Raw genomic sequence first — 15,214 nt, 5'->3', positions numbered from 1 at the left:
GGCGAAGACGGCCAGTCAGCAAACGGCAGTGAAGGCGGCGAGTAAAGTCAGCTTTGCGGAGCTGAGTGACAGCTATTATGTCGCCAGCGTGGCGGTGGATGTGGATAAAGACGAGAAGCGCTACAACAACGGCACCGATACTTATACCTTCACGGCGACGGTGAAGGATGGTCATGGCAATCTGGTGGTGGATCAACCGGTCGAGATTGACTGGCAGACAGACCCCGCGGTGGCCGGGCTAAAACTGACGAAACAAAGCAATTCGGTGAGTAACGCGCAGGGGCAGGTCACGGCGACCTTAACCAGCACGGCGGCGGTGACGGATGTGCAGGTGTCGGCGAAGACGGCCAGTCAGCAAACGGCAGTGAAGGCGGCGAGTAAAGTCAGCTTTGCGGAGCTGAGTGACAGCTATTATGTCGCCAGCGTGGCGGTGGATGTGGATAAAGATAAAGACGAGAAGCGCTACAACAACGGCACCGATACTTATACCTTCACGGCGACGGTGAAGGATGGGCATGGCAATCTGGTGGTGGATCAACCGGTCGAGATTGAGTGGCAGACAGACCCCGCGGTGGCCGGGCTAAAACTGACGAAACAAAGCAATTCGGTGAGTAACGCGCAGGGGCAGGTCACGGCGACCTTAACCAGCACGGCGGCGGTGAAGGATGTGTGGATATCGGCGAAGGCGGCGGCTAACCCGTCGTGGATCAAGGCCGATAGCCCGGTAAGCTTTGAGGAGCTGAGCGACAGTTATCATGTTACCCGCGTAACGGTGGACAAAGATGGCCCGCTCTACAACGAAGGCACTGATGCTTACACCTTCACGGCGACGGTGGAAGATGCGTATGGCAATCTGGTGGTGGATAAACCGATCGATATCGATTGGCAGACAGATCCAGCGGTTGACGGGTTAAAACTGACGAAGCAGAACAATTCGGTGAGTAATGCGCAGGGACAGGTCACTGTAACGTTAAGTAGTACAGTGGTAGCGATTGATGTGCAAATGTCCGCAAAAACGGCTACCCAGCAGACGCCGGTGAAGGTGGATAAAAAAGTCAGTTTTATCGGTCCTGATGAGCTTGCTTCTCTGACTGTTAGCCCAGATCACGTAACAGAAGGAGAAGGCGAGGGGCATACTTACACCTTTACTGCCACAGTAAAAGATTTTTCCGGGCAGGCGAAAAGCGGTGTTGCGGTGGCCTGGAGTGCAACAAATAGTAAGGGAGTTACCATCACTGATAAAAACTTGGTTACTCAGGTAGTGGGTGATGGTAAAACAGATGCTGATGGGAAAGCTCAGTACCAGATATATAGCAAAAGCGGCGGGTTTGTTGCTGTTATGGTAACGGCTAAAGTGAATGATTTATCTGTTGGCTCTAAGAATAAGACGGTGGAAATTAAGGCTAATGAGCAGGATGTTGCTAACTTCTTTATATTGGATTATCACCATAAAGATGGAGAATCGCTCGGGCGTTCAGTACCAAAGGAAAGAATGAACTTTGGCTGGCAAGGAATGAAGTTTAAACCTGAGTATTTGCCTGGAAAAGCAAGAATATCTGGTGGTTATATTGGAGTATATGATTCAAGTAATAGGAACGTAATTGATGTGGATAGAGAGCGTTTTCAAGTTAAAAAAGCAGGAATGGTTACATTAACTGCAACGTTTACACACCCAGAATCTGGTCGGTATTTAAAATATGTTATTCCTGATGTGAAAATTAACCATTTTATAATTTTTGATCCTAACCCGATAGGGCCGGGAATTGGTTACCCTGACTTGAATAGTCGTATTGACAAGAGGCAGCCTTTAGCTCGTTGTACAAGAGGAGATAGGATACAAGAGCGTGATCTTGGTAGCTCAATTGATTATCTGGTCAATAATTTGGATTTAAATCTTATTGATAAGGGTTTATTAGGTGACCCAACTGAAGGATTCAGTCAGGCGGCAATAAGAATGGGGGGGCTACAAATAGATGATACAAAAATTCAGGCTCATTTGTTGGATAATAGTGGTTTAGCTTCAAATGCTTATGTGGTTTTATGTGAGGAGTAGGGGGATAAGCATCATTTATAGAAGAGCATTATTTTGATAGGAAATTAGGTGTTTGTTACTTATTGGTGTTTAATTTTAATATGAGATTTAATATGTTGACACTTACAGCAGATATAGTTTCAGGAATAATGGTTTTAGAAGCGTGTCCAATTGTCATTACTGTGACTTATAGTGAAAACGTAGCCATGTTATCTTCTCGTTATTTTAACAGATTCAGCCTCTAATGAGCGATCACAGAGGTTTCTCGTACATTAGCTGTAATTAGAATTTTTACTCACCAAGGTTATTTAAAACTTGGACAGCGAGGGAAAAGTAATTATTTAATTATTCACTGAAATTAATGTAGATGATATTATTAATATGAATGTTTACGCTGATGGTATTATGTGAGAGGAGTTGGATTAAGTATTTATTACTATTGATCCTCATACATTAATCAAGGAATATGTGGAGAAAGCACTGTATCCCACTTTATGATACCTTTTGGATAAAGAATACATTGCTATTACAGTAATGGCTAAAGTAAATAGTTTATTTATGTGGGAAGTAGGGAGGATATAATAGGTAGTCAGCATCATTGTAGAATAACATTATTTTGATAGAAATTAGGTGGTTGTTACTTGTTGGTGTTTAACTTTAATATGAGGTTTAATATGTCGACACTTACAGCAGATATAATTTCAGGAATAACGGTTTTAGAAGAGTGCCCGGTTGTTATCACTGTGACTTATTCAGGCGATGAGACTCACAAAGTAACGGATTCGACTGACATAGTGTACGAGAACCCGAAAAATACCAGTTTTGATGATATCCCTCGTATTTCAAGAGATGTTGAGAAAAATACCTGTACTGCGAAATTTGTTGTTACTGCTGGTTCTGGTGCCGGTGATTTCACCATAACATTTTCAATGGATCAGGCTACGGACCCCGATGCTAAATTGGAAATTGCATTTCATTCTATTGATAAAAATGGTTTTTCATATGCAGCATTTGAACCTATCATTATTGGCGATTCGCTGATAAAAGACTTATCTCCGTCAGCGGATAATGAGGAGCCTTCTGAATCTAATGGCAGCCTCCTTATTAATCTATATGCGCTGAGTAAAACAAATGAGCCGTTACCCTATTTTCAAATTCCTCTGGTAACGGATAGAATAGTGCGTATTTTTGGGTACGATGGAAAAAACATTGCGGAGGAAATATCTCCTTTTATTCAAAAGTTAAGTAGTTATAAATATTATATTAATACGGACAAAAACGGTTTTGTTGCTTTAAGGATTTTCCCCAGTCAGAAAGGGAATGGGAATTATGCGGTTGATATATTCACAGAATTGCCGGATTTTTCAAAGAGATCTTCATCGAATATTCTGTTTATTACAAAAGATATTAACCCAACGCTTGCAACGCCAGATATTGAAGAGTTGAATGGTAATAAATTAGCGCCATCAGTAGGAAATAGTAGTACAGGTTTCCATGTGAGTATTCCATTCTATGAAGGTGTTAGACCGAAAGATAGAATTTTCTTAATGATCAAAGAAGATAATTACGAAACACCAAGTGCGTCTGTCGTAATTACTGATCTGAATCAGTTGAATAATCCGTTTATTTTAGTTCCATATGCCAGTGTTCCCAATATTGGTGGTAATGAGTTATATTATTATAGGGCTGATACAACGGGAAATATCACTATGTCATCTGCCCTCTATTTTAATCTAACGAGGTCAGCACCAAATGTACCACCAGAGATTAATCGTATATTAGCGAGACCCAGAATTTTTAGTCATATGCTACAGATGGAATTTGGCTGGCCAGCTTGGATCAATCTTAATGATATCTTAGGCGGAGGATTAGATGCCCATATTACTGTGGATAAAAAAAGTGGAATAGAGGTAAATAATGTTATCAATATACGTATTTACGTTAATGGTATTATCAGTGAGAATCCATCTTCGAAACTTTATTCTGTTGTTCCTCATACGGTAACTGCCGATGAAGTGGCGACTGGAGAGGCTATTATTCCGCTTGGTCAAGCGTCTTTTACTAATATAGATTCATATCGTGATGGTACGCCAGGCTCAGTTTATATCACTTACAGCGTAGGCCAAAAGGAATCTAAGATTTGGTTTGGATACATTGATACTGTTCCGTAGACTCATATCGTGGTGGTACGCCAGGCTCAGTTTATATCACTTACAGCGTAGGCAAAAAGGAATTTAAGGTTTGGTTTGGATACATTGATATGGTTCCAGTAGGATAACAAATTTAACGGATTGAGCTTTTACCTGTTTATGGAGAATGCGTAAGCGTTTTCCATTTTTCCGGACATGTTGCTTATTGGTGAACTGGCGATTTCTTTATTACCGAGCTATAATGCTTTATTAATCGTTGTTATTTTATTTTCAACCAAGGAATCATGGAACTAATGGTGGCAGTATGAATAATGTCAGGCATGGTGAAAAGTGATTTAATAATTACCGTAATCTTAACTCCAGATATATTGTAACTATGTCGGGTATGCTTGGATATAAATCTTATGTTATGAGTGGTGGATTTATTGCTATTACTTTAACAGCTAAAGTAAATAATTTATTTATGTGATAAACAGGAAGGAGGTAATAGATAATAAGCATCGTTGTATAAACGCATTATTTTGATAGAAAATTAAGTGTTTGTTACTTATAGATGTTTAACTTTAATATGAGGTTTAATATGTCGACACTTACAACAGATATCGTTTCAGGAATAACGGTTTTAGAAGAGTGCCCGGTTGTTATCACTGTGACTTATTCAGGTGATGAATCTAATAAAGTAACGGAAACGACTGACATAGTGTATAGTACCTCAGAAGATACCCGTTTTGATAAGATCCCTTGTATTTCAAGAGATGTCGAAAATAATATCTGCACTGCGAAATTTGTTATTACTGCTAATTCGGGTGCCCGTGATTTCACCATAACATTTTCAATGGATAAGGTTACGGACCCTGATGCTAAATTAGAAATTGCATTTCATCCTATTGATAAAAATGGTTTTTCACATGCAGCGTTTGAGCCTATCATTATTGGCGATTCGTTGATAAAAGACTTATCTCCGGCAGCGGATGATGAACGACCTTCTGAATTTAATGGTAGTCTGCTTATTAATCTATACGCTTTGAGTAAAACAAATGAGCCGTTACCCTATTTTCAAATTCCTCTGGTAACGGATAGGATAGTGCGTATTTTTGGGTATGATGGAGGACAAATTACGGAAGAAATATCTCCTTTTATTCGAAAATTAAATAGTAATAAATATTATATTAATACGGATAAAAAAGGTTTTATTGCTCTAAGGATTTTCCCCAGTCAGAAAGGGAGGGGGAACTATGCGGTTGATATGTTTACAGAATTGCCGGATTTTTCAAAGAAATCTTCATCAAATATTCTGTTTATCACAGAAGACATTAATCCAACGCTCGCGGTGCCAGATATTGAAGAATTGAATGGTGATAGGTTAACGCCATCAGTAGGAAATAGCAGTACAGGTTTTCATGTAAGTATCCCGTTCTATGAAGATGTTAAACTGAAAGATAGAATTTTTTTAATGATCAAAGAAGGTAATAATGAAACGCAAAGCATGTCTGCTGTCATTACTGATCTGAGTCAGTTGGATATACCATCTATTTTAGTGCCATATGCTAGTGTTCCAAATATTGGCAATAATGGGTTATATTATTACGTAGCTGATGTAATAGGAAACATAACTATGTCATCCGCCCTCTATTTTGATTTGACGAAGTCAGTACCAAATATACCACCAGAGATTAAGCGTATATTAGCGAGACCTAGAATTTTTAATCATAAACGACAGGAGGAATTTAGCTGGCCAGGTAAGATTAGTCTTAAATATATTTTAGGTGGAGGGTTGGATGCCCATATTGCTGTGGGTAAAAACAGTGGGATAGAGGTAAACAGTGTTATTAATGTACGTATTTACGTTAATGGTATTATCAATGACAATCCATCTTCGAAAATTTATCCTATCGATCCTCATACGGTAACTGCCGACGAAGCGGCAGCAGGAGAGGCTATTATTCCGCTTGGTATGGCACCCTTTATGAATGTAGACTCGCATTTTGATGGTACGCCAGGCTCGGTTTATATCACTTACAGCGTAGGCCAAAATGAATCTAAGATTTGGTTTGGACATATTGATACTGTCCCACCTAGGAAATAAATTTAACTGATTGAGCTTTTAACTGTTTGTTGGAAAATGCTCACGCATTTTCCATTTTTCCGAACATATTTCTTATTGGTGAACTGGCGATTTCTTTATTACCGAGCTATAATATTTCATTAAGCGTTGTCATTTTATTTTCAAACAATGAATCACGAAATTAATGGTGGAGCATGAATAATGGTCAATGTGGCGAAAAGTGATTTAACAATTATCCTAATTTTAATCCAGGATATATTATGACTATATAGGATATACTTGGATATAAAGCTTATGTTATGAGTAGTGGATTTATTGCTATTGCATTAATAGCTAAAAAACTTATTTGTGTGATAAACTAAACAGAAAGGAGGGAATAGAGAGTAAGCATCGTTGTATAAACGCATTATTTTGACAGAAAATTAAGTGTTTGTTACTTATTGGTGTTTAACTTTAATATGAGGTTTAATATGTCGACACTTACAACAGATATCGTTTCAGGAATAACGGTTTTAGAAGAGTGCCCGGTTGTTATTACCGTGACTTATTTAGGTGATGAGTCTCATAAAGTAACGGAAACGACTGACATAGTGTATAGTACCCCAGAAAATACTCATTTTGATAAGACTCCTCGTATTTTAAGAGATGTCGAAAATAATACCTGCACTGCAAAATTTGTTGTTACTGCTAATTCTGGTGCCAGTGATTTTACCATAACATTCTCAATGGATAAGGTTACGGACCCTGATGCTAAATTGGAAATTGTATTTCATCCTATTGATAAAGATGGCTTTTCACATGCAGCGTTTGAACCTATCATTATTGGCGATTCGCTGATAAAAGATTTATCTCCGGCAGCAGATAATGAGGAGCCTTCTGAGTTTAATGGCAGCCTCCTCGTCAATATATATGCGTTGAGTAAAACAAATGAGCCATTACCCTATTTTCAAATCCCTCTGGTAATTAATAATTTAGTGCGTATTTTTGGGTATGATGGAGAACAGATTACGGAAGAAATATTACCTCTTGCTCTAAATTACAATAATAATAAATACTATATTAATACAAATAATGAAGGTTTTGTTGCTTTAAAAGTTTTCCCCAGTAAGAAGGAGAGTGGTAATTATACAGTTGATATGTTCACGGAATTGCCGGATTTTTCAAAGAAATCTTTATCAAATATTCTGTTTGTTATAGAAGACATTGCTCCAACGCTTGCAGCACCAGATATTGTAGAACTGAATGGTAATAAATTGACTCCATCAGAAGGAAATAGCAGTACAGGTTTTCATGTGAATATCCCATTTTATAGAGGTGTTAGGCCGAAAGACACAGTTTTCTTAATGATCAGAGAAGGTAATGATGAAACACCAAGTGCGTCTGCTGTTGTTAATGATTTGAATCAGTTGGATAATTTTTTTATTCCAGTTCCATATGCCAATATTCCAAATATTGGCGATAATGAGTTATATTATTACATTGCTGATGCAGTGGGAAATATCACTATGTCATCTGCCCTCTATTTTGATTTAACGAGGTCAGTACCGAATGAGCCACCAGAGATTAGGCGTATATTAGCGAGACCTAGAATTTTTAATCATAAACGACAGGAGGAATTTGGCTGGCCAGGTAAGATTGATCTTGAATATATTTTAGGTGGAGGATTGGATGCTCATATTGCTGTGGGTAAAAACAACGGAATAGAGGTAAATAGTGTTATCAATATACGTATTTACGTTAATGGTATTGTCAATGAGAATCCATCCTCAAAGATTTATTCTGTTGAACCTCATACGGTAACTGCTGACGAAAAGGCGGCTGGAGAGGCTATTATTCTGCTTGGTCAGGCACCTTTTACTAATGTAGATTCATATAGTGATGGTACGCCAGGCTCGGTTTATATCACTTACAGCGTAGGTAAAAAGGAATCTAAGATTTGGTTTGGACATATTGATACTGTTCCACCTAGACGATGAATTTAACTGATTGAGATTTTACTTGTGTATGGAAAATGCGTAAGCGTTTTCCATTTTCCCGGACATGTTTCTTATTGGTGAACTAGCTATTTCTTTATTACCGAGCTATAATATTTAATTAAGCGTTGTCATTTTATTTTCAACCAATGAATCATGGAACTAATGGTGACAGTATAAATAATGATAAGCATGGCGAAAAGTGATTTAACAATTACCGTAATCTTAACCTGTAACTATATAGGGTATATTTGGATATAAAGCTTATGTTATGAGTGGTAGATTTATTGCTATTACATTAACAGCTAAAGTAAATAATTTATTTGTGTGAGAAACAGGAAGGAGATAATAGGTAGTCAGTATCGTTGTGGGAGCGCATTATTTTGATAGAAATTAGACGCTTATTGCTTATTGATGTTTAACTTTAATATGAGGTTTAATATGTCGATACTTACAGCAGATATTGTTTCAGGAATAACGGTTTTAGAAGAGTGCCCAGTTCTCGTTACTGTAACTTATTCAGGTGATGAGACTCATAAAGTCACGGAAATGACTGATATAGTGTACAGTGACCAGCAAGATGTCAGTTTTGATGAGATCCCTCGTATTTCAAGGGATGTCAAGAATAATACCTGCACTACAAAATTTGTTGTTACTGCCAATTCTGGTGCTGGTGATTTCACCATAACATTTTCAATGGATAAGGCTACGGACCCTGATGCTAAATTAGAGATAGCATTTCATTCTATTGGTAAAAATGGTTTTTCACATGCAGCGTTTGAACCTATCATTATTGGCGATTCGTTGATAAAAGATTTTTCTCCGGCAGAGGATGATGAACGACCTTCTGAATTTAATGGTAGCCTCCTCGTTCATTTATATGCGCTGAGTAAAACAGATGATCCGTTACCTTATTTTCAAATTCCCCTGGTAACAGATAAGCCAGTGCGTATTTTTGGTTATAATAGAAGGCAACCTACAGCAGAAATATTGCCTTTTATTAGAGGGTTAAATAGCAATAAATACTATATTAATACGAATAGTAAAGGTTTTGCTGCCTTAAGAGTTTTCCCTAGTAAGGAAGAGAGGGGTAACTACACAGTCAATATGTTTACAGAGTTGCAGGGTTTTTTAAGGAAATCTTCATCAAATATTCTGTTTATTACAGAAGATATTACTCCAACGCTTGAAATGCCAGATATTGAAGAGTTGGACGGTGATAGATTAACACCATCAGTAGGAAATAGTAGTACAGGTTTTCATGTGAGTATCCCATTTTATGAGAGAGTTAAACCGAGAGATAGAATTTTCTTAATGATCAGAGAAGATAATGATGAAACGCCAAGTGTGTCTGCTGTCATTACTGATCTGGATCAGTTGAATAATCCGTTTATTTCAGTCCCATATGCCAGTATTCCAAATATTGGCGATAATGAGTTATATTATTATAGGGCTGATACAACGGGAAATGTAACGATGTCATCTGCCCTCTATTTTGATTTAACGAGGTCAGTACCGAATGAGCCACCAGAGATTAGGCGTACATTAGCAGCGCCTAGAATTTTCACTCATAAAGATCAGATCGAACTTGGACAGAGAGGTAAGATCAATCTTGCAAAAATTTTAGGGGGAGGGCTGGATGCACATATTGCTGTGGGTAAAAAAAATGGAATAGACGTGGATAGTGTTATCAATGTACGTATTTACGTTAATGGTGTTGTCAATCATAGTCCATCTTCAAAAATTTATTCTCTAGAACCTCATACGGTAACTGCCGACGAAGTGGCGGCTGGAGAGGCTATTATTCTGCTTGGTCAGGCACCTTTTACGGGTGTAGACTCATATCGTGGTGGACCAGGATTAGTTTATATCACTTACAGTGTAAGAATAAAGGACTCCAAGATTTGGTTTGGACGCATTGATACGGTTCCCCCTGGACAATAAATTTAACTGATTGAGTTTTTATTTATTTGCTGGAAAATACTTGAGCATTTTCCATTTTTCCGGGCATATTTCTTATTTGTAAACTGGCGATTTCTTTATTGCGTAACTATAATATTTTATTAAGCGTTATCATTTTATTTTCAATTAATAAATCATGGAGTTAATGGTGACAGTATGAATAACGGCATATCAAGTGTGATTATCACAGAAAACGCGGCAAAAAGTGATTTAACCAATTATCCTAATCTTAATCCCAAAAATATTGTGACTATATATGGTCTACCTGGACATAAATTCTATGCTACGACATCTATCGGTGCTTTTATTGTAGACGATAATGTTGATGTAGATCAGATCACATTGACGTTAGATGAGACTGGAAAAGGGCATTTTTATGTTCGTTCTCCGTTTGAACATAAAAATATTGAAAATAATGAAGAATTTTCGGCTTTTGTGATGATTTCCCCACAAGAGGACATCAATAAGGTAATATCTTTCCCGCTTATTTTTGGTAATTATCGTCAGTCTGATGAGGCTATAATATTTACCGCCTATAATTATACTACAGGTGCTCCGGCAGATGGGAAGACGCCTTGTTCGATCTATCTTTTTATTGATCGTGAAAATAATGATGATATTAATCAAATCCGTATAAGAGTTAATAATAATGCAGTTATCGATGGTTATAATAAAGACTGGGCCGATATTCCATTAAAAGAGGATGGTAGTGCGACAGTGAATGTGACTAGCGATACAGTAGGTAAAGTTAATGTTTGGCTAACAGCGCCTGGTTCAGATTCAGGGGATAAAGTCAATTTTGTTTTATCATTCAGACCGATTCCAATGGGAGGTGAAATATGATTACTAATAACGACAATACTCTCATTCCTTTATCGTCGCCAAAATTGCCGCAAGCAGATAATAATGGTTTGATTGATGTTTCTGTTCAACAGAACCAAGATTTAATTATCAAGGTACCCTATTATGAGGATATAGAAATCTGGGATGTGATAGTGGTAAGTGTTGGGGGAATTTTTTCTCGACCATATCATGTTCAGAATATTGATCTTGATTTTTTTACTGTAACTATGCCGTTCTCTGAAATACCTGATGGTTGCTATAATGTGACTTATACATCAGCTGATGATTTCGAGAATGAAGATTTCTCTGAACCGACTGTTATTAAAGTTATTAATTCTCCATCGATAAAATTATTACCATCAATTTATCCAGATTCAACATCTGGCGTTATTCACTATTCATCTCTTGTGCAACATCGTGGGTTAAATGTGCATATCAGTTATCGGCAGATGCGGAAAGGAGATAGCGTCATATTCCATTGGCAAGGACATAATTTTAACTATGATTTAATTGCGCGGGCGGCTTGGGATGCACAACCAATAACAGTAAGCGACGAGGATGTTAAGCAGGGTTATGTTTCTTTAGTGGTGCCGGTGGAAAACGTGCTTTGTTTGGGGCAGGAAGGCGTGGGAACAGGGTATTATGAGGTTGGCAATACTATTTCTGCTCCAGGTTCAGTGATATTATCGCTAACGGATATGTCATCTGTCATGATATCAATTAGTGAAGGTGCGCCGATGGTATCTAATAAATATCCTAAAATAAAACCGAAAAACTTGGTTGCGGTTTATGGGCCGCCAGGAAAGAGTTTATTGGCGAGGGTTGAATCAGGAAGTATTGTTGAAGGGGATGGTACAAAATATCAATTTGCCCCCGATAGTTTCGGGTTGGCTTATTTCCATTTGCAATCTGAGGAAGCGGGTAGTTTTCGCTGTACTGTTTCTGCGGAGGATGGGGCTATAACACCGGGTGTAGGGCAGGCAATATTTAGCGAGTGGAGAGATGGAAGAGATATTATCGAAGCTTACGCATTTACCTCGGAAGTACCTGCTGATGGCGTGAGTGTGTGTAGTGGTTATGTTATTGTGGACCGTACTGTCTATTCCGGTAAAAGATTACTTGTTCGTACTGATGGCTCCGCGATAATTTCAGGTTTTGGTGATAACGAGAGAGAATTGCAGGTTGCGATTAGTAAAGATGGTTGTACAACTTTCCATATAACTAATACCAAAGCAGAAAAAAATAATGTGATAATAAGTTTACCCGATATTGATAAGTCGATTCAATTTTCTATTAATTTTAAACATTTTCCTTCTATTTAGTGTAAGGAATATTGTTAATTAGCATAATTTTATCAAATTGAAATCATTTTATTTTTTAACTTTAAATCGATGGTAATATATATAAATATACATGATAGTGATAAATTAGGAGAATGAAATGAATGACGAACAAGCACCAAAAGAGGCTAAAAAATTAAATTGGGTATCGAGTGAAAAAACGGAGACTGCGGATAAGTCTATATATATCGGTATAAAAGTAACTCAAGGTGGTTATTTATCTCATGAAACGAATGTAACTTTCACATTAGATAATGAATTTATGGTATTTAAGGAGAATAATGATCGTACAATTATAAAAAGTACGGGAGTAATGGGTAAGGTATCAGTTGAAATAATCTCTATTGATTCAACTCCGTGTCAAGGGAATGTATATGCTTGTTTAGAGGATGATACTCAAATAAAAGTCCCTCCTCTCCAGGTCGAGTTTACTGCTGTTCCTCAATTCGTGGCATCTCTTGAGCTTAACCGAGAAAAAAATGATGCATGGGCTAATAGCAACGATAAAAATATAGTAATTGCAACTGCGTATGATAAGTCTGGTAACAGAATTAAAAACCAAAAAGTAACCTTCAATGCTGATAGTGAAGCAACGATATATCCATCATGGGGTGTAACAGATAAAGATGGTAAAATATCCGTCTCAATACGATCTGATAACGTTGGAGAGGTGACACTCACGGCACAATCGGGAGATATCATAAAGGCTACAATTGTGTGTTTCACCTATAATCCATATCGGTTAGAGATCACAGAATATCCACCTGTAATATATTCATTTGACTACGGTGTTGTATCTGGATATTTATATAAAAATGATATAGGTCAACCTAATATAGTCATATCAGTATCTACGGGGCTTTTTATATCGCTGGCTGATGATGGCAAAGATATCATTACCGATATAAATGGATGTTTTAGCTTTAAAATTTATTCTAGTTACATTGGATCTTCATATCGTTATGAACCGCCTAAAATGGAATATACAGCAATTGGTATAGGTTGCCTGGATGATCGGATACATTCTCGAGTACCGATAACGTTAAACACATTACTGTATTAGACGCTGGATATTTAGGAGATACTGATTGCGTGGTTTATTATTGATTAAAGATATATAACCTGGATGGAATTTCACAACTATCATTGTTATACATCAATATTTAGTTAAAAACCTGAACTTCTCTTTAAGTGAAGTTCAGGCTATCTAACTCATTATTTCTTCATGTTATTTCTCACAATGATGAGGGAATTGTTATTAAATCTCCTTTAGTTGTGATCGCGTCCGCAATGACCTTTTATGAAATAGGGCTATACTATAAATAGGCTATAAAGTTATATAGAGTCAATTAACGTTAGCTGTTGAATTTTCGGTTCTTAGTGTTCACGGAGAGTGTGTATTCACGGAGAGTGTGTATTCACGAAGAGTGTGTATTCACGAAGAGTGTTGGAGGTAACATATGAAACGTCAAAGTGCCTTCATAGTCGGTAATGTATTGATGGGTGTCGGTATGTTCACCATAGTGAGTAGCCTGGCTTATACATTACTGCCTCACATCTTCGGTTTTGGCTGGCCTGAGTTTTTATCTGAAGCAGCGCTATTGGGCGTTTTTATTGGTGCGCTTGTTTGGTTGGCTGGTGCCGGTGTGGGAGGCCGGGAAGGTGTGGCAGATCGTTACTGGTGGCTAAGAAACTATGATGAGCGTTATCGTCGTAGTAGTCATCGGTATCCATAACAAAAATGGAGAAGTATTATTCTTCCAGAGTAAGCAGAAAACCCGTTGAAGCTCTTGTACAACGGGTTTTTTCTTAAATAGCGATATATGAGTACAACTTATTTATTAGTGCTCAAACATCGCAGAAATTGACTCTTCATTACTGATACGCCGGATCGCTTCAGCTAGCATACCGGACAAAGTGAGAGTACGAACTTTATTGAGCGCTTTGATCTCAGCAGACAATGGGATGGTGTCACAGACAACCACTTCATCAATCACCGAGTTTTTAATGTTGTCCACCGCATTGCCGGAGAAAATCGGGTGAGTAGCATAGGCAAAGACACGTTTTGCTCCGCGTTCTTTTAATGCTTCAGCCGCTTTGCATAAGGTGCCGCCGGTATCGATCATGTCATCGACTAGCACGCAGTCGCGGCCAGAGACATCACCGATAATATGCATCACTTGAGAAACGTTAGCGCGTGGGCGGCGTTTATCGATGATTGCCATATCCGTATCATTCAGCAGCTTAGCAATAGCACGTGCGCGGACAACCCCGCCAATATCCGGGGAAACAACGATAGGGTTTTCTAACTCTTTCTGTAGCATATCTTCCAGCAGAATTGGGCTGCCAAATACGTTATCAACCGGAACATCAAAGAAACCTTGGATTTGCTCAGCATGCAGGTCAACAGTCAGTACGCGGTCTACACCAACACTGGACAGGAAGTCTGCAACAACTTTGGCGGTAATTGGCACACGGGCGGAACGGACTCGACGGTCCTGACGAGCATAACCGAAATAAGGGATTACTGCGGTAATACGTCCTGCGGAAGCACGACGCAGTGCATCAACCATAACGACTAATTCCATCAGGTTGTCGTTAGTCGGTGCACAAGTGGACTGGATGATGAAAATATCACCACCGCGCACATTTTCGTTAACTTGCACGCTGACTTCACCGTCGCTAAAACGGCCGACAGCAGCATCTCCAAGATTAGTGTACAGGCGGTTGGCAACACGTTGTGCTAGTTCCGGGATAGCGTTACCAGCAAAAAGCTTCATATCGGGCACGAGAAAGACCTCAGGCTTGCGTCCAGAGAGATATTGTTGACCAATGCTAAATAACATATT

At 38.4% G+C, this 15,214-nt stretch carries 10 protein-coding genes; 9 read left to right on the top strand and 1 reads right to left on the bottom strand.

What is annotated here, in order from left to right; all coding sequences use genetic code 11:
* The 9 genes from ACGF5R_RS08870 to ychH all read left to right on the top strand — a co-directional run.
* On the top strand, nt 1-2,053 hold a 2,053-nt coding region (locus tag ACGF5R_RS08870), incomplete at its 5' end, for an Ig-like domain-containing protein (RefSeq protein WP_387690501.1).
* 653 nt (nt 2,054-2,706) lie between these two features.
* Nucleotides 2,707-4,203 (top strand): hypothetical protein, encoded by a 1,497-nt coding sequence (locus ACGF5R_RS08865; protein WP_112879565.1) that lies wholly within the window; start codon nt 2,707-2,709, stop codon nt 4,201-4,203.
* Between the two features lie 559 nt (nt 4,204-4,762).
* Nucleotides 4,763-6,268 (top strand): hypothetical protein, encoded by a 1,506-nt coding sequence (locus ACGF5R_RS08860; RefSeq protein WP_192881063.1) that lies wholly within the window; start codon nt 4,763-4,765, stop codon nt 6,266-6,268.
* A 449-nt stretch (nt 6,269-6,717) separates the two neighbouring features.
* Complete coding sequence (locus tag ACGF5R_RS08855) at nt 6,718-8,223, top strand: hypothetical protein (protein WP_112879567.1); 1,506 nt, start codon at nt 6,718-6,720, stop codon at nt 8,221-8,223.
* A 438-nt stretch (nt 8,224-8,661) separates the two neighbouring features.
* Entirely contained in the window at nt 8,662-10,164 is a 1,503-nt protein-coding gene (locus tag ACGF5R_RS08850; protein ID WP_112879568.1) for a hypothetical protein, read from the top strand.
* 174 nt (nt 10,165-10,338) lie between these two features.
* Entirely contained in the window at nt 10,339-11,025 is a 687-nt protein-coding gene (locus ACGF5R_RS08845; protein ID WP_112879569.1) for a hypothetical protein, read from the top strand.
* Nucleotides 11,022-12,347 (top strand): hypothetical protein, encoded by a 1,326-nt coding sequence (locus ACGF5R_RS08840; protein ID WP_112879570.1) that lies wholly within the window; start codon nt 11,022-11,024, stop codon nt 12,345-12,347. The genes ACGF5R_RS08845 and ACGF5R_RS08840 overlap by 4 nt, the downstream gene beginning before the upstream one ends.
* A gap of 118 nt (nt 12,348-12,465) precedes the next feature.
* Nucleotides 12,466-13,428: an Ig-like domain-containing protein gene (locus ACGF5R_RS08835; protein WP_387690499.1), complete on the top strand. Its 963-nt coding sequence runs from the start codon at nt 12,466-12,468 to the stop codon at nt 13,426-13,428.
* A 397-nt stretch (nt 13,429-13,825) separates the two neighbouring features.
* Nucleotides 13,826-14,101: a stress-induced protein YchH gene (ychH, locus tag ACGF5R_RS08830; RefSeq protein ID WP_112879572.1), complete on the top strand. Its 276-nt coding sequence runs from the start codon at nt 13,826-13,828 to the stop codon at nt 14,099-14,101.
* A gap of 105 nt (nt 14,102-14,206) precedes the next feature.
* Here ychH and prs read toward each other — a convergent pair whose 3' ends face one another.
* The gene (gene prs, locus ACGF5R_RS08825; protein ID WP_146747441.1) at nt 14,207-15,154 is read right to left on the bottom strand and encodes a ribose-phosphate diphosphokinase; all 948 of its coding nucleotides are present in this window, start codon (nt 15,152-15,154) and stop codon (nt 14,207-14,209) included.
* Nucleotides 15,155-15,214: the final 60 nt, after the last annotated feature.

Origin of the sequence: Photorhabdus sp. RM71S (assembly GCF_042879355.1) — a bacterium.
GTDB classification, from domain to species: Bacteria; Pseudomonadota; Gammaproteobacteria; order Enterobacterales; family Enterobacteriaceae; genus Photorhabdus; species Photorhabdus kayaii.
The sequence above is the reverse complement of the archived record's forward strand: the minus strand, read 5'-3'. Positions and strand labels throughout refer to the sequence as shown.